Source organism: Cutibacterium sp. LaCa_286 (assembly GCF_057198075.1).
The window spans coordinates 1,759,673-1,780,120 of sequence record NZ_CP191091.1 but is presented as its reverse complement, the minus strand read 5'-3'; the positions used below and the strand labels follow the sequence as shown (position 1 = coordinate 1,780,120).

Genomic DNA, 20,448 nt, shown 5'->3' with positions numbered 1-20,448 from the left:
TCAGGCCACGTGAGGCGGACTCGTCACACATTGAGTGGGTCTGCGCTCCGCAGAACCAGTCGATCTGCGGGCCAGCCTCGTGGTTGACGGTTGCCAGCCACTGACCGGGATCCCGTGACGATTCACGCTCTGGTGACCATGTCACCGGGGCAGCGGGAGGGCTGGTCGGCTCGTGGTGGCTCCGAACGTCCCGGGAGCCACCACCTGAGAAGTTCTCAGTTTGGCATGGGGCGGGTGTCGTCGATCCATGACGGTGCCAGTGCAGGGCGCCCGAACAAAGACGTCCGCGGAGTCCGTGATGTGTTGTGGACGCAGGTGTCCACGAGGGGAAAGAGTGTAATGCAAAGAGTGAAACGCTGGTTGCCCAGTTTCCTGTTCGTTCTGCCATCGATCATTCTGGTCGGTGTCTTCGTCTATGGATTCATCGGCAAGAGCATCGCCACCTCGTTCGCACGAGTGACGACGCGGTCGGGTCGGGTGAAGGCACCAGGGGGTTGGGGCAACTACGCTGCCCTGTTGTCCGATGATCGCTACCTGCACTCGTTGTGGAACCTGTTGGTTCTCACCGTGGTGTTCGTCGTGGGAACGATGATCTTCGGTCTGCTGTGGGCCTTGCTCCTGGAGAAGGGAATACCGGGGGAAGGGCTGTTCCGCTCGATCTTCCTCTTCCCCATGGCGGTGTCATTCGTGGCGGCCGGCGTCATCTGGCGGTGGCTGCTCTCGCCAGCCCAGGGGGACCAGGCAGTCGGACTCAATCAGTTGTTCCAGATCATGGGGCTGCCCGGACTGCAGTCCACGTGGTACTCCGCCGGTAGGTTCAACATGGCGGCCATGGCGATCCCGGCCATCTGGCAGCTGTCGGGTTACATCATGGCGCTATTCCTTGCCGGGTTCCGAGGAATCTCGGAGGATCAGCGTGAGGCGGCTCGCGTCGATGGAGCCAGTGAGTTCAAGCTGTACTGGCACGTACTCTTTCCGCAGTTGTCGCCGATTGCGTTGAGTGCACTCATCATCGTCGGCCACATGTCCATGAAGATGTTCGATCTCATCTATGCCATTGCCGGGCAGAGCTCGTTCATCACCGAGGTGCCCGCCACCTTGATGTGGGTGCAGATGTTCCAGCTCAACAACCCGACGATGGCGGCCGTCAACGCAACGCTTCTGCTGCTCATCGTCGCCGTGGTCGTGGTGCCGTACCTCGTCTACACCAACCGCACCGAGAAGGGAGGACGCTGATGAACACCGCCGCTGTGGAATCTGAGACGCTCAACCCCGCATCTGACCGGCACACAAGCAGCAAGGTTCATGGTAAACACAAAAACCACGGACCGGGCAGGGTACGCAGCTCCACCACGGCGCACCGAGCATGGACCGGGCTGCGGTACGTGCTGCTCGTCTTCTTCTCCGTGCTCGTGCTCACACCGCTGTACGCGCTACTGGTGACGAGTTTCAAACGACCATCGGAGTATTCCCAGTCCACGGCCTGGAAGCTGCCCTCGACGTGGTCGGTGGAGGGCTGGCAGGCTGCTTGGCACGTCCTCGCCCCGGCGCTGGGGCGCTCCCTCGTACTGGCAGTCGTCGCTGCCGTGCTGTCGGCAGTCCTCGGCTCCCTCAATGGATACATCTTCGCGAAATGGAAGTTCCCGGGATCGCACGTCATCTTCGTGCTGTTCCTGTTCGGAATGTTCATCCCCTACCAGGCGATCATGATCCCGTTGTCGGGCATGATGCTCGACGTCCAGGCGGGGGCTCCGTGGTTCGCAGGTATCCCGACGTTGATCCTGGTGCACATCGTCTACGGCATCCCGATCTGCACCCTGATCTTCCGCAACTACTACGCGACAGCGGTGCCCACCGAGATCATCGAGGCGGCTCGGGTGGATGGGGCCAACACCTTCTCGACGTACAACAGGGTTGTGCTGCCGGTGTCGGTTCCCGGGTTCATCGTGACGTTGATCTGGCAGTTCACGAGTGCGTGGAACGACTTCATCTTCGCGTTGTTCCTCACCAACCAGAACAATGGCCCGGTGACGTTCGGGCTCAATGCCTTGGCATCGGGCCAGAACCCCAACTATCCGCAGATCATGGCAGGTGTGCTGGTGGCGTCGTTGCCCACCCTCATCGTCTACATCGCCTTGGGCAGGTACTTCGTGTCCGGGCTCATGAGTGGCTCGGTGAAGTGATGGTGGATGAGTTTCATGTTTTCCAGCACGATGAGAAAATCGTAGCGACGATGTCACATGTCTGGGAGATGTGAGATGAAGATTGGACTGCGTAAACCATCGGTGAAGAGGTCCGTCAAGGCACGCACCACGGGACGCGTCAAAAGGTCAGTGAAAGGCGCCGTCATCCCGTGGTACGGCAAGAAAGGCGTTGGGTTCGTCAAGAGTCCCAAACGATCGGTGAAAGGCGCGATCTACCGTCGCACGACGTTCGGGTGGCGCGACCTGTTCAGGTGAGTCGGGCCTGAGCTTGATGCAGTGTGTCTGCCTGCGTCGACCCCACGGTGCTCACTGGGCTCTTCTTCCATAGTCGTTGAAGAAGAGTGTCGCCGAGAATGCGATGAGGGCACCTATCATCGGCACGAGCATCGACTGCCCGAATCCGCGGGCGAGGTTCGGAGCTGCCGAGGTGCGCCAGTCGAGAATCGTGGCAATGATCGCTGAGCCGATGACCTGTCCGATCTGCCGTGTCGTGTTGTAGACGCTGGAACCTGCCCCAGCATCCTCGTGAGCCAGATCATGGCTCGTCGTCCACGAGATCGGTGGCCACACGAAGGCGCTTCCCACTCCCATGAGGGCGGTGACGAGTAGGAGCACCCACAGGGGTGTTGCATCCGTCATGAGAGCCAACCACAGCAGACAGACGGTGGCCACAGCGCCCGTGCCGAATGCCCCGACTCGCCCAGAACTCCTGCGCTGGACGACGCGTCCGGCCACGGGGGAGAGCAGCACCGAGAACAGTGAGGCCGGGATGAGCAGCAGAGATGCCTTGGTGGGTGTCAACCCACGTGCCTGCTGCAGGTACATGGTGGGGACGAGGGTGACGGCTGGCACGTAGGTGCCCACGAAGGCCACCGCCAGGATCCCCAGACAGAAGTCGTGTTGTCGAAAGAGCCGCAACGGGATGAGTGGCTGACCTGCAGTTCGCCCGAGGTGTCCCTGCCAGAGGAGGAAGGCGATCATGGTCACCACTCCAAGACCAATGAGCAGTGGTACGGAGATGACGCCACGAATGACCCCCCAGTGGTAGGTGCGTCCTTCCTGGATGCCGAAGACGATGAGGGTCATGGCGATACCCGACAGCACCACTCCCACCCAGTCGATGCGCGTGGTGGTGTGCGGCAGTTTCGGCATGGCGTGCATGGTCTGCCACAGTCCGATGGCGGCGATGGGCAGGTTGATGAAGAAGATGGAGTGCCAGCCGAAGTGGTCGATGCACATCCCGCCCAGAATGGGGCCGATGAGGGTGGCTGCCCCTGACGTTGCGCTCCACAGTCCCAGGGCACGTCCGCGTTCCTGTGGCGGGAACAGCTGGGTGATGAGCGTCATCGACTGCGGTGCCATGAGCGCCGACCCGAGTCCTTGGCACACCCGGAAGGTGATGAGCATGCCGATGTTGATGGACAGCCCACTGCCCAGGGAGGCGAAGGTGAAGACGAGCATTCCGATGACGAAGATGCGTCGGGTACCGAACCGATCACCGAGGCGTCCGGAAATGATGAGGGGGATGGCATAGGACAGTAGATATGCGGTGTGTACCCACATCGTGCCGACGAGGCTGGCGTGCAGCCCCCGTGTGATGGCAGGCATGGCTGTCGCGACGGTGCTGAGATCCACCAGACGCATGAACAGGGCGATGAGCAGTGCACTCAGGGCTCCCCAGGCTCTGCTGGTGGTGACGACGTCGCCGTTGACGTCGCATGGTCTGGATTCCGGTGCAGAACTGTGTTCCTGGGTTGAGGATTCTTGCTGGGCACAGGTTATGGCCATGTGAAAACTCTTTCAAAGAGGCGCGGTACTGGCGTGGCGCACTTGCCAGGCTGCCCACCCGTGTGAACAACGCGCATCAGCATACACATGGCTTTGCGAGGGGTGCTGGCGGGGGCGTGGTGGTACCGGATGGTGGTGAGCGGTGAGCGCTCCGATTCGCTGTTCACAGGGTGAACTCTTCCCGAGGCTTGTCGGTGCGCCCACATGTTCGGCCGATGTGTGCTGGTTGCTGTCAATGGTGTTCCGAGACCGCCCGATGCCATTTTGGCTGGGGTCACCTTCTGGGCCGGAACTTGTGACAACGACTCATCCCTGATGGAGGATGTCTCGGCGGCCTTGCCTCGACGTGACGTTCTTCACTGCACTGGCACGTCTGGATACGAAAAAAGCCCCGACGCGGGGGCTGTGGTGGCCGGGACCGGGATCGAACCGGTGACCTTTCACTTTTCAGGCGAACGCTCGTACCAACTGAGCTACCCGGCCATCTGCGTCTCGTGGTGACCACTCAACACAAAAGCGGTGACTTTCATCACCGCTTCCGCGACCCCGATGGGACTTGAACCCACGACCTCCGCCGTGACAGGGCGGCGCGCTAACCAACTGCGCTACGGGGCCTCATCTCTCCGATGTCCACGAGGACTTCGAGGAGTTTCGACCGCTGCTCTCCAGCAGCTCGAATAGCTTAGCAATAGGGAGGCGCAAAAGTGAAATCGAGGGGACATGTTGATAAAAAATTGCTCTGACTAGGCACTTTGCTCTCCTGGAGCGAGTCTCGTGGCGGCCGCGCAATTCGCCAGAAGCGAACTTCCTGTATCGGCGCATCTCGGGACCGAACAGTAGGGAAGGTGCAAACATCGTCAGATGTCTGGGTGAGCCGCATGGCCACTGGATGGGGGCGCACCGTCATCACCCCATGCCCTGAGGTGGGTGGCACGGTGCAGCAAGTTCTGGGTGCATGGCCTGCCGGGGCAGCCCCACCCTGGTCAATGTGAGAAAAACCGCAGCGATCGTGGTTGCGGCAGTGGTATCCCGAACGGGATTCGAACCCGCGTTGCCGCCTTGAAAGGGCGGTGTCCTAGGCCTCTGGACGATCGGGACAAGGCGCAGGACCTCATATTAGCGGTCGCCGAGCATCCGTGCGAAATTCCAGACGATGGTCTCCTCGTGGGTCTCGTCGTGCAGCATCATCGTGGCCGTTGAGGTCCTGGCTCTGTGGGGTGTCGCTGAGACCCATGTATCCGGCCGACCATTTCCATGGGGCTCTGGGCTGTGCGGGGCTGGTGGCGCGCTCGCAGCCTTCGCGAGTGACGAGCATGGGAACGGTCGGCTCGGCCAAGCGCATTCTCACGGCCAGTACGGGGGCAGTACGGGTGGGGGCACGAGTCGTGCCCCCACCCCTGCGAGGCATCAGTCCCAGATCGTCGTGATGTGTACGTGATCCATGTGGTTCGCGGTGTCCCCACCACGATCCTCCATGTGACGCCATCCCTCGGAATCGCGGGCGACACTCCAGATCTGCTGGTGGAAGATGATGTAGCTCACTCCCAGCTCGCTGGCGTGAGCCTGGTAGTACTTGGCCATCTTCCAGCCCAGCGCCTCATTGCTCTTGTAGCTGGGGAGCATGAGGTCGATCGCGTGACCACTGGGATGATCCGGGTAGGGATCGTGGGGCCGCACACCGTAGATCGTGGTGATCTGCGAGAAGTTCTGGAGCACGTTGTTGACGATTCCCTTGGCGCTTGGGCGCAGTCCCGACAATCCCTCGGATCCACCGGCCATGAGCTTGTTCCAGTTGCCCGGGCTGCTCGGGGTACTGGTCTTGCCGGACTTCGCCTTCTTGGGGGCAGCAGGTTTGGTGGCGCTGGGTTTGCTGGCCGTGCCGGGCTTGTTGGCGGACAGCCACTTGCTGGTGACCCAGCGGGTCTGCCCCCGGTAGACGATCTGGGAACGACCATTGGCGGTGACCCCCGTGATGCTCAGGGCAGTGCCGGTTGCCACCTCGCCCACGGTCCGGGAGGAGGATCCCGAAGCGGTGCGGATGTCCAACGCAGTGGTGGCGTAACGCACACCAGTGACCTTGGGGGTGGCAGGGGTGCTCGGTTTTGCCGGTTTGGCCGGTGTGGTGGGACGTGCGGGCTTCGCGGGGGTGCGCGGCTTGCTTGGTTTCGGCTTGGAGCTGCCGACCGGTGTCAGGTACTTGGCGTTGACCCAGCGGGGGCGTCCTCGCCAGATCACCTCAGCCATCCCGTTGGCCCTGCGGCCGGTGACGTCGAAGATGGTGCCGGAAGGAGCGTCACCTTCGGTGCCGAAATGGCTGGTGAACGACGTGCGGATCATGAGGGCCGTTGTGCCGCGAGCCTGCCCGACCACTGGACGTACCACGGGCTTGGCTGGTGTGCTCGGCTTTGCCGGTTTTGTGGGGTGCGTGGGCTTTGTCGGGGTGCTGGGCTTAGCAGGCGTGGTTGCCTTGGCTGGTGTGCTGGGCCTCACGGGCTTGGTCGGGGTGGTGGGTTTCGCAGGCTTCGCCGGTGTGCTGGGCTTTGCCGGCCTGGCTGGTGTGCGTGGCTTGGTCTGCTTGCTCGGCTTGGTCGATTTTCCAGGTGCGCTGGGTTTGGTCGCTCTGCCGGGTTTGATCGGAGCGTTGTGCCTGGCTGGACGATGGGCGTTGACGGACGTCAGGTACTTGGCGTTGACCCAGCGGGGACGTCCCTGCCAGATCACCTCGGCAAGACCGTTGGCGGTGCGGCCGGTGACGTCGAAGATGGTGCCGATGGGGGCGTCGCCCTCGGAACCGAAGTGGTTGGTGTAGGAGCTGCGCACCATGAGTACTGCCGTGCTGCGCTTCTGTCCGACCACTGGACGCACCACGGAGGCCGACACTGGGGCGGCCTTGGGGACGCCCGGGGAGGGGCGCAGGGTGACGTGAGTGTTGCTTGAGCCGGCGGCAGAAGAGTCACGCAGGTACCGGGCGGCGATGTAGGCAGTGTGTCCCTTCCAGGTCACCTGGGCCCAGCCGTACTTGGTGTTGCCAATCTGCTGGGCGGTGTGTCCTGGGTAGAGCACGCCCAGGATCTTGTAGGAGGTTCCCGGGCCAGATCGCACGTTGACGGCCGTGGTCGCCATCACTGTCCGACCTTCGGCGTGTGCCAGCTGAGACGTGGGGAAACCGATACCAGTCGTGACGAGCCCTGCCGATGCGAGGGCGGTCGCGCTGAGTCGGACGGGGCGAGATAGACCCATGAGCGTGCTCCTTTTCCGAGCTGGTGGTGACAAATCGATTCGCCTCGCCCCACGGGTTTTCCCACGAGCTGTCGCGTTGCTCACCAATGGGGCTTGACACTGTGAGGCAAACCTAAGCCAGATGAATGAGAAAAAGGAAGCCAGGTTGAGGGTTTGAGTTCGGGGATTCAACGCGACACGCCGAGTTTCATGTAAAAATTACATTGATGAAATTCTGGTGCAGAAACTGGATGAGTTCTTGGAAAGGGCTTGTGGCAAGGGAATATGCTGCTCATTCCTTCGCTGTGACTGCATCTGGCTCGAACTCGAGGTGTGTCGGGGGCAGGTCAGAATGTGTAGAAGCGCGCCACGAACAGGTTGAGGGTTTCCTGAGATTTCCTGAAGATTGGTCGCGTCGCGTGAAGGTCGGCCAGAGCGATGGTCGTACCACGACGTGTGAGGCGCCACTGGCGGGCAGCTCATGGCGATATGTGAGTCGTCCGCGAGCTGACGTGGGGGCTTGGCAGGTGGACAGGCAGTGCTGTTGTGGTGCGTCAGATCACCCGATGGTGCGGATGGTGGTGGATTCGCGCCGTCCTGGAACCGCAGCGCGGCGGGACGAGACAGGATGACGTCAATCGGCTATGCTGGCTCGGTCTGGCCCCTGTAGCTCAGTTGGCAGAGCAGCGGACTTTTAATCCGTGGGTCCTGGGTTCGAGCCCCAGTGGGGGCACAAGATTTTCGATGCATCCGGGGACGACTCCGTGCTTGGTGGTTCATGATCGTCCATGAGTGGTGCTCGTACTGCGTTCAGTGATCGGGCAGCCCAGGTTGTGGATCATCGTCACCCTGCCTCGTCCATGTGTGAGATGCCGCTTCAAGCCTCAGCAGGAAACGCTTGACGGCGCCTCCGCCGCGATACCCACCCATCGAGCCATCCGCATGCACCACCCGATGGCACGGAACGACTATCGGGATCGGGTTGCGTCCACAGGCCGATCCCACCGCCCGTGCTGCTCCCGGGTGCCCCAGCTCGGTGGCGAGTTTCCCATAGCTCCACCGTTGCCCGTAGTCGATCTGCAGCAACCCCTGAAGCACCTGCCTGGTGAAGGCACTGGGCATGGGACCGCTCCTTTGCTGGGAAGGGCGTGGGTGCGTCAGGCTGGATCCTGTGTCCGATGACCAGTCCAGCGGGATGTCGAAATGACGGCGTTGCTGGGCGAAATACTCCGTGAGCTGACATTCGGTGTCGTTCAGAATCGCTGCGGCTTCTGGATTCATCTGTTCCTCACACCCGGGGTTGGCCAGCCCTGGGTGCCCACTTCTCGTGCCGGTGCCATGGCCGACCAGCTCACCGGCGAAGCACACGCGTGCCAATCCCTTCCCGGTGGCGATCAGGGTCAGCGGACCGATCGGGGAGGCAACAGTCCTGGAGAGGCACGCACTCGAAGGCTCGGGATCTGTGGGGATGGTTCTTGACGACACAGGTGGATCGTTGCACATGCATCGAGCCGGATCGAGGCGTGACAAAAATTGTCACCAGGGATTCGGTGAGGTCACCGCAGCGCTGCTGGTGGTGGGCTGGTGACATTTTTCGCAGTCCTTCGAAGGTAGGCAGTCCTGCGATGGTAGGGGGTGCGGTACTTGGCGGGCGGCAGTGTGTTCGCGTGCGGCCGTGTGCTCTTGTTGATGCACACAATTCCCGTGACGTCGGCCAACAGCCTTCTGGGGCGCGCGAGTCATGTGGTGAAGCGTGCTGTCGTGGGGGTCTTGGAGCTGGCGTGACAAAAATGTCAGCGGGCGGCCCCGAGCGGCACACCGGTGACGAGAGTGTGCTCGTATGGGGATTTTTGTCAGCGAGACGGGGATCTTCGTCTGCGAGGATCCCCGCAGACCATCGGCAAGCTCGATTCTGAGCCGTGGAGCCTTGGGAACCCGTGGAGCCCTCCCCCTCGTGGAAAATGGTTCCCTGGCGACGGGAAGCGGGTACCCGGGGCAGGGTCACCACCGGTCACACACGATGCGATTCGGTTGTGGGCCGCCCAGTCACGCAGGTGGAACAGGCCCGCTAAGCTTGAGCCATGCGTAATCCGGCTGACATCGAGTGCTGGCTCACCGACATGGACGGCGTTCTCGTACGTGAGAACCACGAAATCCCCGGCGCGAGCAACCTCATCGAGCGATGGGTGGACACCTCACATCGCTTCCTGGTGTTGACGAACAATTCCATCTTCACCCCGCGAGATCTGTCAGCCCGGCTGCAGATGTCCGGTCTGACGATCCCCGAGGAGAACATCTGGACCTCCGCCCTGGCCACGGCACGGTTCCTTGCCGATCAGCAGCCTGGCGCCCGACTCTTCGTCATCGGTGAGGCGGGCCTGACGACGGCCCTGCACGAGGCGGGGTTCATTCTCACCGACACCGAGCCCGACTACGTCGTCCTCGGTGAGACCCGCACCTATTCCTTCGAGGCCATCACCAAGGCCGTCCGATTCATCGTCGACGGGGCCCGATTCATCTGCACCAACCCCGACGCCACCGGCCCCTCCAAGGAGGGTCCGTTGCCCGCCACCGGTGCCGTCGCCGCCATGATCGAGTCGGCGTCACGTCGCAAGCCCTACGTCGTCGGCAAGCCCAACCCGATGATGTTCCGCTCGGCCCTCAACCGTATCGAGGCCCACTCGGAGAACACCGCCATGATCGGAGACCGGATGGACACCGACATGGTTGCAGGCATGGAGGCTGGCCTGTTCACCGTCCTCGTGCTCTCCGGCATCACCAAGCGTGAGAACATCGACGCCTACCCCTACCGGCCCAATCTCGTGCTGGACTCGGTGGACGATCTCATCGACCTCATCTGAGGGCTGCGTTCCTGGCAGGTGGTCAGCGTTCCTGGAAGGCCCTCGAGGATTCCGGCCAACGGCGGGAGCTGACCGTCAGGGATGGGAGTGCCAGCGGTGACCTGTCCCGGTGCTCCCCCCTGGTGGGCGGCTCACATCCGAGGGGTCTGCAACTCGGGCACCGGGTGCTCCAGATGGCTGTGTCGCTCCATCCGTTCGGGCCAGCTGTGCGGGTCCGAGGTGACGAAGTCATCGTCCGAGTCGCCCAGCTGGCTGCCTGATTCCAGGAATTCGTCGGGTATCTGCGCCACGGTGCGGGCAATGGCCGACCGGGCGTTCTCCAGCGTCGTGCGCACCTCGCGTGTCGTCTCACCAGCCAGCCAGCTCTTCTCCAACTGCCAGCACTGCATCCGCGCCGTGACAATCGTGTCGATGGCCTCGCACACCTCCTGCGAGGCGTCCTGGCACACGGCTGCTGCTCGCATCCAGCCATAGTCGCGGTTGATCGCGAGCAGCCCTGGGTCGACGACGCGCGAGCCGTGCACGTCGACATTCGGTTCGATGATCGTCGCGCCGGCGCTACGGGCATAGGACAACTCATCGCGGGACGCCTCGTTGGTGAGGATCGACACCGTCCGGGACGCCAGATCGAGCATGTTGCGGTCGGCGAAGTCGGCTGCCCGTTCCATGTCGGAGGGGGCTGCTGCGATGACGTAGGGCTGGGTCACCCCGAGCCGTTCGATGGTGATCTCCACCGGGATGTTCTCACGCACTCCACCATCGACGTAGTGCTCCCCGTCCAGATCCACCGGGCGAAAGACGCCGGGAATCGAACAGGACGCCAGCACCCCCTTGGACAGGTCGAAGGTGGAGGAGCCGATCGGCTCGTCGTCCCGATCGACGAGGATGCCCTGCTCCGTCATGTATCGCAGTTGGCCGGACTCCAGGGCAACCGTGGCGATGCGAAGCTGGATCCCCGACGCCGACACCATCTCGGCGCGGAAGAACTCCCGGTCCAGCAGCTTGGCGAGGATGGGGCCGGCTCGGTGGGTCGACGAGGTCTGGTCGGCTCCGCGCAGCACCCCGGCGATGTCGGAGCCGTCACGGGTGAGACGTGAGAGCACCGACAGGGCCTGCACCGTGGCGGCCGGAGACCAGCTGGCCGTTTTGATCGTCTCGTCGGAGGTGGCCAGGGCCAGGGTGGCGGCCTGCCCGGTGAGCTCCTGCTCATCTGCCACACTTTCTGCCGCACCATCACAGGCATCGGCTCGTGGTGGCGTGGTGTCACGGGGCTGTGCGGCGGTGGTCACGTCCTGCTCCCGCTCATCGCTCCCAGCGCCATGGAGGTTCCCGGTCCCGGTGAGCCAGCGCGGTAGCAGGGAACGGTGGCCTGGGGACGACTGCTTCTTCTGCTCCTTCTCGAAGAGCTTGGACCAGTGCGGTGACATGGCCTCGAATCGGGTGTACCAGGCGCGCGGGGTGAACATGTCCTCGGGTTGCTGCATGGCCAACCACATCGTTTCCAGATCGCGCAGTGCCTGCCGTTGGTGTGTGACGTCAGGCCACTGTGCCAGGGCGGAGGCGACGATCGACCCGGCCGAGGTGGCAGAGATCACCGACGGGTGCATCGCGCAGCGGTCGTACAGGTAGCTCAGCGCGCCGATCTGGAAGGACGCGCGTGCTCCGCCACCTGCCAGCACCAGTCCCTGCCTGGGGGTGCGACTTCCTCGCCCCAGTCGCAGGGAGTGCAGTCCGAACCATGAGGACAAATCCATGTGGTCATGGTATTGGTCCCCGGCACGACGGAGCATCTGCCCGGCTGACGTATGCCCGGCACGGTATGGATCAGCGTTGGTCACACTCCTTGTCAGAAGCCTCGCTACAGCTGACATCTCAACCAACCCATGGGAGTTGTCGGGGCGGCTGCAAAATGAGGTGGGAGCCAAGGTGGCCATGCCTGATGGAGCAGTCGACGGACCGGCGTGGGTGTCCTCGCTCGTCTCGAGTGACCATGCCTGATGGGACAGTCCGTGGAGAGGTGAGGAACAATGGAGGGGTGAGTAACCCCGAAACCTGTCCGGACAGCGATCAGGAACCCAGCTCGGCCGACCCGCTGCTCGAGACGGCCGTCCCCAGACATCGGCCACCGAAGGACCTGTCGAAGTACGCCTGGCTGTCAATGGGAGCAGCCGTCGCAACGATTGTCCTCAAGGTGGTTGCCTGGTGGCTCTCCGGCTCGGTGGGACTGCTCTCCGACGCCGCCGAGTCATTGGTGAATCTGGTGGCGGCCATCGTCGCCCTCATCGCCCTCAAACTGTCGATCACCCCGCCCAACGAGCGATTCAACTATGGGCGATCCAAAGCGGAGTACTTCTCGGCGATCACCGAGGGGGTGCTCATCTTTCTGGCTGCAGCGGCGATCCTGTACTCCGGCGTCAAACGGTTCATCCATCCCCAGCCCCTCGACAATGTCGGGGTGAGCCTGCTGGTCTCTGCCGTGGCATCGGTGCTCAATGGGGCAGTGGCCTGGGTGCTGCTCACCCGCGGCAGGAAGGAACACTCTGCCACCCTGACCGCCGATGGTAAACATCTGCTCACGGACGTGTGGACCTCGGTGGGCGTCATCGTCGGCGTCGGGCTGGTGTGGGTGTCGAAATGGGATCGTTTCGACGCCCTCGTCGCCATTGCGGTGGGCGTCAACATCCTCGTCACGGGCTACAAACTCATCGCGTCCTCCGGCGCCGCCCTCATGGACGTCTCGTTGCCGGAGGAGGATCGCAGGCAGATCGAGGGCTTCATGCGCGGCTACTGTGGAGCCGAGGTGAAGTTCCACGCCATCCGCACCCGTGAGGCCGGGTACCGTCGATTCGTCGACTTCCACATGCTCGTGCCCGGGGAGTGGACCGTGCGTCACGGCCACGACGTCATGGAGGACCTCATCGACGCCATGCTCGCCAAGTGGCCAGACCTGCGCGTCATGGGGCACCTGGAACCCGCCGACGATCCTCGGTCGTACGAGGATCTGGACGTGTGAGCGAGACACCATCGCCACGTGGGAACGTTTTCGGTGCGCCACATCGGAGCGGATCGTGCAACGCACCAGCACAGTGAGGATCAGGAGGTGCACATGACCGACGAACACGGCAACGAGGAGAATCGACGCTGGCAGGCCGACGCCCAGACGGGCGACGCGACTCCACGGACCGGCGAGGAAAGGTACGGATCCACCGGGCCTGACGTCTCACAGGGGCGACGGACCACCTCGTCAGCGGATCAGGACGCTGCGAGCAGGCCCCCAATCAATGAGAATTCAGATGATGGACATCCGGGCCACGAGGATCGAGGGGGCGAGGGGTCAGTAGCAGGTCATTCCCACACTGGGCAGGCCCCGGACTCGCCCATCACCGTGCCGGGCTGGGACGAGTACTTCCTGGGTATCGCCGCGGCGGTCTCGGCACGTGCCAAGTGCACGCGTCGCCGGGTGGGAGCCGTGCTGGTGCACGAGCACCGCATCATCGCCACCGGCTACAACGGAGCCGCTCCCGGGCGCCCGGACTGCCTGGAGGGCGCTTGCCCACGTGGGCGTCTGGGCTACGCAGAGGTGCCTGCCTTCAGCGACTACGACGTACCGGGGGCGCCGGGATTCTGCATCGCCATCCATGCCGAGGTCAACGCGCTGCTCTTCGCCACGCGTGACACCGCAGGATGCACGGCCTACGTCACCGACCAGCCCTGCCCCGGATGCCGCAAGGCGCTGGCGGCTGCCGGGGTCGTGCGAGCCGTGTGGCCCGATGGACAGTTCGACGCCGACGAGCTCGTCGACTGGGGCAGGTGAGCTGGCCTCAGTCAGCCAGTTGTGATTGCTTGGGAGACAGGGCGTTGGCTGCCTCGGAGGCCACGGCCTCCAGCGGAGCGCCGGTGGACGCCGTGATGAGCGCGGCGAACAGGCCCTCCACCAGCGGAGCGGGAGAAATCGTCACCTTGGCGGCGAGCTCGGGATCGACGAAGTCCAGAGCCATCTGGGCCGAGAGGATCGCCGATCCCAGATCGACGAGCACGAGGATGCCCGGGCACTCCGAGAGCTCCTCGATGGCTGCCGACACGGCCGCAGCATCGGTGCCCAGGGTCGTCTCGTCCAGCCCAGCGGCAACTCGGACCGGCGGACGGGTCTCCTCCGAAACCATCTGTGCCACCAGATCCACGGCGGCGGTGGCGAGTTTGTGACTGTGCGAGACGATGACGATGCCAACCTGCGACATCTGTGCTCCCTTCCTTGATGACGTGCTCAGGACTGTGCCGGCAGGCAGCGGGCGGCGGACTCGATGAACAGCGTCAAGGAGGTGGCACCGGGGTCCTGGTGCCCCTTGCTGCGCTCACCAAGGTAGGAGGCGCGTCCGCGACGGGCAATCATGCCGACCGTGGCGTCACGCCCCTGGGCGGCGGCCTGTGCAGCATGGTCCAAGGCCTCCTGCAGCGTCCTGCCGGCCTCGGCGTCGGTTTGCAGGGCCTTCACCGCAGGTGCGAGGGCGTCAACCATTGTCTTGTCACCGGGTTCGGCCTTGCCGCGGGTCATGATGCCGTCCAGACCAGCCTTGAAGGCCTGGGCGAGGTTCTGCACCGACAGCTCCTTGTCCGGGCCCAGGAACGCTCCCAGTCTCAGGAACAGCGTGCCGTACAGCGGCCCGGAGGCTCCGCCCACGGTGCTCACCAGCGTCATCCCCGCCTTCTTGAGCAGGGCGCCGGTGTCTGCGAAGGACTGCGGGTCCAGGGCTGCCACGGCGCTCATGCCGCGAGTCATGTTGGAGCCATGATCGGCGTCACCGATCTGGCGGTCCAGATCCGTCAGCATGGCGGAATTGTCGGTGACCACCTTCGCGTAGTCCGCGAGCCAGGCAAGGGTTGTTTCAACAGGCAGGTTAGACATCAGCATCCCCAACGAAGTCCGAGTGTGTTCACAGGTGCGTCCCACAGTGTGATGAGGTCGTCGCTGGCCCCCAAGAGGGTCAAGGAACATCCTGCCATCTCCAGGGAGGTGATGTGGTTGCCGACCACGGTGCGAGCAACACGCACTCCCTTGGCCTCGAGGATCTTGGCGATCTCACCGAAGACGATGTACTGCTCGAGCAGCGGGGTGCCACCCATGCCGTTGAGCATGGCGATGACTGGTTGGTTGGTGAAGTCACGGTCGGCGAGGATGGGCTCGATGAGCTGTTCGGCAACCTCGGCGGCCGATCCCAGCCGCACCTTCTCGCGTCCGGGCTCACCGTGGATGCCGATCCCCAGCTCCATCTCGTCCTCGGCGAGGTCGAAGGTCGGTTTTCCGGCTGCCGGGACCGTGCACGAGGTGAGTGCCACACCGAAGGAACGTCCAGCCTCGTTGACGTGCTCGGCCAGGCTCACCAGGGCGTCCAGGTCCTGGCCCTGCTCGGCGGCGGCACCCAGGATCTTCTCCATGAGGACGGTGAGCCCCACGCCGCGGCGGCCAGCGGTGTACAGCGAGTCCTGCACGGCGACGTCGTCGGCCACGACGACCGACTCCACGCGTACCCCGGACTCGGCATTGGCCATCTCGGCCGCCATGTCGAAGTTCATGACGTCGCCGGTGTAGTTCTTGACGATGTGCAACACGCCGGCCCCGCCGTCGACGGCATGGGTGGCAGCCATCACCTGGTCGGGGACCGGTGAGGTGAAGACCTCGCCGCAACACGCGGCATCCAACATGCCTCGCCCCACGTAGCCGCTGTGCAGTGGCTCGTGACCAGAACCGCCACCGGAGACGAGCCCCACCTTGCCGGGAACTGGTCCGTCGGAACGGTAGACGACCTTGTTCTCCAGATCGACGCGGATGCTGCCCGGGTGCGCAGTGGCCAGACCCGTCAGCGAATCGGAGACAACGCTCTCAGCGGCATTGATGAGCTTTTTCATACCTCCAGTAAACCACCTTTTCGCCACGCGCCAAGTATTGGAACACCACAAAAATCATTTCTCGGCGTGGTGCGGGTTGAAATGCATTCATCTGCCACTCGTGGGGGTAGTGATGCACAGCGTCGTGGACGCATCCCGACTGAGTCGGCGATTCTCGGCACACCCATTCCGACGTGACCTCAACGCTGAGGTCCGTGGCAGGGTACGGGCTGACGAACTGGTGCGGTGCCACACCACGTGGCACCGCACAATGTTGCTTGGCGCCGAGATCGTTTGGTGCCGAAACTGGGGGCAGCGCCCACGACCCGCAGCGGTTGAGGCGAGCCGCGGGCAGTTCCTCAGCGAGTCTCCTGGGTGTAGTTGACCGTCACCTGACCACGCTCGATACGTAGCCACGGGGCCTTCTTGTGCGGGTCGAAACGCACCTTGAGGGAGTCGTTGTGCATGATGGTGGCCGTCACACCGATGAAGAGCAGTCCGATGATGATCGCCGGTATCCCGACCGTCCATCGCGGGCCCCACTGGTCACCTATCCATCCCAGGGCAGGGGAGACGAATGGTGTACCTCCCAGAAGGAGGGTGGACCACAGGCTCATGACACGCCCACGCATCTGTGGTGACACCGAGGTCTGCACCATCGAGTTGGCGACGATGAGTGTGGAGACCGCTCCCCAGCCCACCGGGACCTTGAGCAGTGCGAAAAGAAAGTAGTTCGGTGCGATGGCCGACAGTCCCATGCTCACGGTGTAGACGACGAGGGCCAGCTCCACCCAGCGCATCCGCGGCTTGCGGCGAGCCGATCCCAGGGCGGCTGCGATGGCACCAAGCCCCATGATCGAACCCAACAGACCGTATTCACCGGAACCACGACCGAATCCCACCGTTGCCATGAGCGAGTCGGAGAGGTTGAAGTTGAAGCCGAAGGTGCCCATGACGAAACCGATGGCGAGCAACACCTTGAGATCGAACCGCACGCTGACGTATTTGACGCCCTCACGCACGCTTGACTTTCCCTGAACAGGCGGTGAGGGGTGCAGCTGGTCGGCACGCAACAGAATCAGAGTGGTGATGAATCCGATGAAGCAAGCCACGTTGATGACCATGACCCATCCGGTTCCAATTCCAGCGATGAGCAGACCGGCAACACCGGGGCCCAGGATGCGGGCACCATTGAAGGAGGCGCTGTTGAGACTGATGGCATTGGGAAGCTTCGACAGCGGTACGATCTCCGAGACGAATGCCTGCATCGCCGGGTTGTAGAAGGACGTGGCCGTACCATCCATGGCCACTAGGGTGAAGACGTGCCACAGCCGTACCGTTCCGGTGAGGACGAGCGTTGCGAGGATCGCGGCATCGACGCACATGACGATCTGGGCGAGGACCATGATCCTGCGCTTGGGATACTTGTCGGCCAGTGCTCCGGCCCACGGGGTGATGACCAGCAGCGGAGTGAAGGCCGCAGCCATCAGCCAGCCCAGGGCGGAGGCATTGTGATCGGTGAGAACCACCAGAACCAGCCATGACTGAGCGGTACGCGACATCCACTGTCCGGTGTTGGCCAGGATCGTTCCAGCAAAATATCGTCGATAATTCGGGACGGCCATGCTGGCAAACGTCTTGCTCATCAGTCGGTTCCTTCAATGAATGCGCGAGTGATCACCATTTACGGTGCAACATTACGTCATTGCCGAGCGCTGTCCGAGGAGCTCCTCTCACTGAGAATTCCAGTGCCGGGCAGCCGGATTCCGATCGTGAGCATTCCCACTCTGTTGCGGGCGTGGGGTGGTCGAGAACATGGGGCACGGCAGGTGCTCCCGTTCGGGCCAGTGCGCTTGGTGACTTTCCCACAAGGGAGGATGATTGTCGTCCTGAAGACATGCTGTTCCGGGGAACCATTGGGTCCCGGGTGTCACATTCCCGAACCGGAATGGGTGAGGAGAGGTCATGGCGACGAAGGCGCAGTGGATCGAGGGTGCCCGGCCCAGAACGCTGCCGACGGCAATAGCGCCAGTGGTGGCAGGATCGGCCATGGCTGCTGCCATGGGTGGATTGGCTCTGTTGCGGGCATTCCTCGCCCTGTTCGTGGCTCTTTTCCTGGTGATCGGCGTCAATTTCGCCAACGACTATTCCGATGGCATTCGTGGTGCCGACGGTGCGGATCGGGTGGGGCCGCTGCGTCTGGTTGGTTCGGGGGTGGCCGACCCGCAGCACGTCAAGGCGGCGGCCATGGGTTGTTTCGGGGCAGCGGGAGTTGTCGGACTCGTTCTCGTCGCTCTGTGCGGGCACTGGTGGCTCTTGGCCGTCGGGGTGGCCTGCGTCGCAGCCGCCTGGTACTACACCGGTGGTGAACGTCCCTACGGTTACCGGGGGTGGGGTGAGATCTTCGTCTTCGTGTTCTTCGGCCTGGTGGCCGTCACGGGAACGACGTACACCCAGACCGATCGGGTGGACGCGGCGACATGGCTCACCGCCGTACTCATCGGTGCCCTGGCCTGTGCCGTGCTCGTCTCCAACAATCTGCGCGACATCGACGGGGATCGTGAATCGGGCAAGCGCACCTTGGCAACCCGGCTCGGACACACCGGCACCCGCATCCTCTACCTGATGCTCATCGTTGTCGCCCTGGCGGGAGTGGTGTGGGTCGGTGCCCTGACGACGTGGTGGTGTCTGCTCGCCCTCGTCATGGCCGTGCCGCTCGTGGCCCCGGTCAAGGCCATGCTCACCAAGGCAACGGGGATGGCCCTGGTACCTGCGCTGCGCAACACCGGGATCGCCGAACTGGTGTGTGCGGTGGGTCTGGCGGTGGGGGTCGCCATCGGGGCGTGAAGCTGCTGCAACACAGCGCAGCTCGTCTCCGATCCGCACAAGGTCCGGTGCAGAGGGTGCTGCCAACGTGCCCTGCCAGAGCTCAATCAAGTGGAGGCTGTAGTGACTGCGGTCCGAGGCACCAAAGCCATTTCGCGGGAATGCTGCATGGGTTTCGTCGGATGGTGGACGTATCTATACCGGCAACGTAGAATGAATAACGAATACTGGAACACTCCACCAGGTTGGGTTTCCGAGCAGCTTGGCCGACAGTAGGGGTACTCCGATGAGTTACATCAGCCGCCGTTCCTTCACCCTCGTGACGATGCTTTCCCCCCTCACGGGCCGTGCGGCACGCCTTGGGCTTGGCGTCGCTCCCGCAGAGTCGCAGGTGTCTGCGCCACCGATCGATGGTCCCGACGGTCTTCCGATCGAGTGGATCCCCGCTCCGTATGAGCAGTATGGTCCGGGACTGGCCAAGTACGGGAACCATGACATCGCCCACCGGCCCTCCAGTCCTCTGTTGACGAGGGTCGTCATCCACGACACCGAGGAGACGTACGACACCACCATCAAGCTCGTTCAGAAGCCGAGCTACTTGGCTTGGAACTATACGCTGAGGTCTTCCGACGGTCACGTTGCGCAGCACTTGGATCCCCACGACGTCGGCTGGCACTCGGGAAACTGGTACTACAACATGCACGCCACTGGCTTGGAGCACGAGGGCAGGGCCGTTGAGGGGATGAGCTGGTACACGGATGCCATGTACCGCTCCAGCGCGGCACTGGTCCGGCACCTGTGCCGTAAGTACTCGGTACCGATGACGCGTGGTCACATCATCGGCCATGACGAGGTCCCCGGGATCGACACCGAACACATCAAGACGATGCACTGGGATCCGGGTCCCTACTGGGACTGGGCCCGGTATTTCGAGCTGTTGGGCTGCCCCCTCACGGACGGCACGACTGATGCCGCGCCCCAGCCCGGTGACGTCGTGAGGATCCTGCCGGACTTCGCGAGCAACACCCAGGTCTACGATGGTCGGGTCGTCACGGGGCTAAACTTCGTGACGGCCCGGCAGGCCCCATCGCAGGATGCTCCTGCCGTTGTCGACATCGGCATCAGACCAGGGCCGGCGACGACGGAACCCTCCGACGTCGGTGCCCGCCTCAACACGGGCGCCGAGTATGTTGTCGCCGAGGTCGGAGGACAGGACGACGAGTGGATCGCAGTCTGGTACCTCGGTACCAAGGCATGGTTGCACAATCCGGTCGCACAACCCGTGGCACGTGTCGTACCGGGGGCGCGGACGGTCAGGGTGGTCTCCCGCACGTCAGGCTACGGACGAGCCTTCCCGGAAGCCTCCGCCTACCCGGACCCCGGTTGGGTGCAGCCGGACGCCACCCTGCCGTACGTGCTGGATCCCGATCAGCGCTATGTCGTCATCGATCCCGAGCCTTCGACGGACTACTACCGTTCCAAGACCTTCGGCTCCCCCCCGCCCACGGATCACGTGGACGTCATCGGTCAGGATCGATACGTGTGTGTCTTCCTGGGGCATCGCCAAGGCTACCTGAAGGTCACGGACGTCCGATCTGACTGGCTGGGCGCTTGAGAACGTTACAGCTCAAGGAGCTCGTGCAGACCGACGCGGTCAGGGCGTCAAC

Annotated in this window: 15 protein-coding genes, 4 tRNA genes and 1 pseudogene; 8 read left to right on the top strand and 12 right to left on the bottom strand. The window is 63.3% G+C overall.

The genetic code is table 11. The features are described 5' to 3' along the window. Positions 1 to 339: 339 nt before the first annotated feature. Both ACP8JZ_RS07760 and ACP8JZ_RS07755 read left to right on the top strand, forming a co-directional pair. Positions 340 to 1,236 (top strand): carbohydrate ABC transporter permease, encoded by an 897-nt coding sequence (locus ACP8JZ_RS07760; protein WP_306517219.1) that lies wholly within the window; start codon positions 340 to 342, stop codon positions 1,234 to 1,236. Continuing rightward, positions 1,236 to 2,183, top strand: coding sequence for a carbohydrate ABC transporter permease (locus tag ACP8JZ_RS07755; RefSeq protein ID WP_306517218.1), 948 nt, complete (start codon positions 1,236 to 1,238; stop codon positions 2,181 to 2,183). Before ACP8JZ_RS07760 ends, ACP8JZ_RS07755 begins: the two co-directional genes overlap by 1 nt. A gap of 327 nt (positions 2,184 to 2,510) precedes the next feature. On the opposite strand, the gene ACP8JZ_RS07750 is transcribed toward ACP8JZ_RS07755, so the two are convergent. From ACP8JZ_RS07750 to ACP8JZ_RS07730, 5 genes are all read right to left on the bottom strand, one after another. Next, positions 2,511 to 3,992: an MFS transporter gene (locus tag ACP8JZ_RS07750; protein ID WP_306517217.1), complete on the bottom strand. Its 1,482-nt coding sequence runs from the start codon at positions 3,990 to 3,992 to the stop codon at positions 2,511 to 2,513. A 406-nt stretch (positions 3,993 to 4,398) separates the two neighbouring features. After that, positions 4,399 to 4,475, bottom strand: a tRNA-Phe gene (locus tag ACP8JZ_RS07745). Positions 4,476 to 4,533: 58 nt separating this feature from the next. Beyond that, positions 4,534 to 4,607, bottom strand: a tRNA-Asp gene (locus ACP8JZ_RS07740). A gap of 407 nt (positions 4,608 to 5,014) precedes the next feature. Continuing rightward, positions 5,015 to 5,090 (bottom strand) — tRNA-Glu (locus ACP8JZ_RS07735). A 309-nt stretch (positions 5,091 to 5,399) separates the two neighbouring features. Then, on the bottom strand, positions 5,400 to 7,232 hold the full coding sequence (locus tag ACP8JZ_RS07730) for a VldE C-terminal domain-containing protein (protein WP_306517216.1): 1,833 nt from the start codon (positions 7,230 to 7,232) through the stop codon (positions 5,400 to 5,402). A 639-nt stretch (positions 7,233 to 7,871) separates the two neighbouring features. On the opposite strand from ACP8JZ_RS07730, the gene ACP8JZ_RS07725 reads away from it, so the two are divergent. Further along, a tRNA-Lys gene (locus ACP8JZ_RS07725) sits at positions 7,872 to 7,944 on the top strand. A 77-nt stretch (positions 7,945 to 8,021) separates the two neighbouring features. Here the strand turns inward: ACP8JZ_RS07725 and ACP8JZ_RS07720 are convergent. Then, positions 8,022 to 8,333, bottom strand: a complete 312-nt coding sequence (locus ACP8JZ_RS07720; protein WP_306517215.1) for a methylated-DNA--[protein]-cysteine S-methyltransferase — start codon at positions 8,331 to 8,333, stop codon at positions 8,022 to 8,024. Between the two features lie 75 nt (positions 8,334 to 8,408). Then, a pseudogene (locus ACP8JZ_RS07715) lies at positions 8,409 to 8,714 on the bottom strand (hypothetical protein); the annotation flags it as partial. 578 nt (positions 8,715 to 9,292) lie between these two features. Here ACP8JZ_RS07715 and ACP8JZ_RS07710 point away from each other — a divergent pair. Further along, positions 9,293 to 10,072 carry an HAD-IIA family hydrolase gene (locus tag ACP8JZ_RS07710; protein ID WP_277101936.1) on the top strand — a complete coding sequence of 260 codons (780 nt, stop codon included), beginning with the start codon at positions 9,293 to 9,295 and terminating at the stop codon, positions 10,070 to 10,072. A 131-nt stretch (positions 10,073 to 10,203) separates the two neighbouring features. Here the strand turns inward: ACP8JZ_RS07710 and ACP8JZ_RS07705 are convergent, their stop codons facing one another. After that, on the bottom strand, positions 10,204 to 11,826 hold the full coding sequence (locus ACP8JZ_RS07705) for a patatin-like phospholipase family protein (protein WP_306517214.1): 1,623 nt from the start codon (positions 11,824 to 11,826) through the stop codon (positions 10,204 to 10,206). A gap of 338 nt (positions 11,827 to 12,164) precedes the next feature. Between ACP8JZ_RS07705 and ACP8JZ_RS07700 the strand changes: the two genes are divergently transcribed. Then, the gene (locus ACP8JZ_RS07700) at positions 12,165 to 13,085 is read left to right on the top strand and encodes a cation diffusion facilitator family transporter (RefSeq protein WP_036903330.1); all 921 of its coding nucleotides are present in this window, start codon (positions 12,165 to 12,167) and stop codon (positions 13,083 to 13,085) included. Positions 13,086 to 13,451: 366 nt separating this feature from the next. Then, a complete protein-coding gene (locus ACP8JZ_RS07695; protein WP_306517253.1) occupies positions 13,452 to 13,886 on the top strand; it encodes a deoxycytidylate deaminase in 435 nt (144 codons plus the stop codon). A 7-nt stretch (positions 13,887 to 13,893) separates the two neighbouring features. On the opposite strand, the gene dhaM is transcribed toward ACP8JZ_RS07695, so the two are convergent. The 4 genes from dhaM to ACP8JZ_RS07675 all read right to left on the bottom strand — a co-directional run bounded on the left by dhaM (position 13,894) and on the right by ACP8JZ_RS07675 (position 17,601). Next, complete coding sequence (dhaM, locus tag ACP8JZ_RS07690; protein WP_023034396.1) at positions 13,894 to 14,310, bottom strand: dihydroxyacetone kinase phosphoryl donor subunit DhaM; 417 nt, start codon at positions 14,308 to 14,310, stop codon at positions 13,894 to 13,896. A gap of 26 nt (positions 14,311 to 14,336) precedes the next feature. Next, entirely contained in the window at positions 14,337 to 14,987 is a 651-nt protein-coding gene (gene dhaL, locus ACP8JZ_RS07685) for a dihydroxyacetone kinase subunit DhaL (RefSeq protein WP_036902798.1), read from the bottom strand. Next, complete coding sequence (dhaK, locus tag ACP8JZ_RS07680) at positions 14,975 to 15,976, bottom strand: dihydroxyacetone kinase subunit DhaK (protein WP_306517213.1); 1,002 nt, start codon at positions 15,974 to 15,976, stop codon at positions 14,975 to 14,977. The genes dhaL and dhaK overlap by 13 nt, the downstream gene beginning before the upstream one ends. 338 nt (positions 15,977 to 16,314) lie before the next feature. Next, on the bottom strand, positions 16,315 to 17,601 hold the full coding sequence (locus ACP8JZ_RS07675) for an MFS transporter (protein ID WP_306517212.1): 1,287 nt from the start codon (positions 17,599 to 17,601) through the stop codon (positions 16,315 to 16,317). 319 nt (positions 17,602 to 17,920) lie between these two features. On the opposite strand from ACP8JZ_RS07675, the gene ACP8JZ_RS07670 reads away from it, so the two are divergent. Together ACP8JZ_RS07670 and ACP8JZ_RS07665 are read left to right on the top strand one after the other, a co-directional pair. Then, positions 17,921 to 18,802, top strand: coding sequence for a 1,4-dihydroxy-2-naphthoate polyprenyltransferase (locus ACP8JZ_RS07670; RefSeq protein ID WP_306517211.1), 882 nt, complete (start codon positions 17,921 to 17,923; stop codon positions 18,800 to 18,802). A 265-nt stretch (positions 18,803 to 19,067) separates the two neighbouring features. Further along, positions 19,068 to 20,396: an N-acetylmuramoyl-L-alanine amidase gene (locus ACP8JZ_RS07665; protein WP_306517210.1), complete on the top strand. Its 1,329-nt coding sequence runs from the start codon at positions 19,068 to 19,070 to the stop codon at positions 20,394 to 20,396. Positions 20,397 to 20,448: the final 52 nt, after the last annotated feature.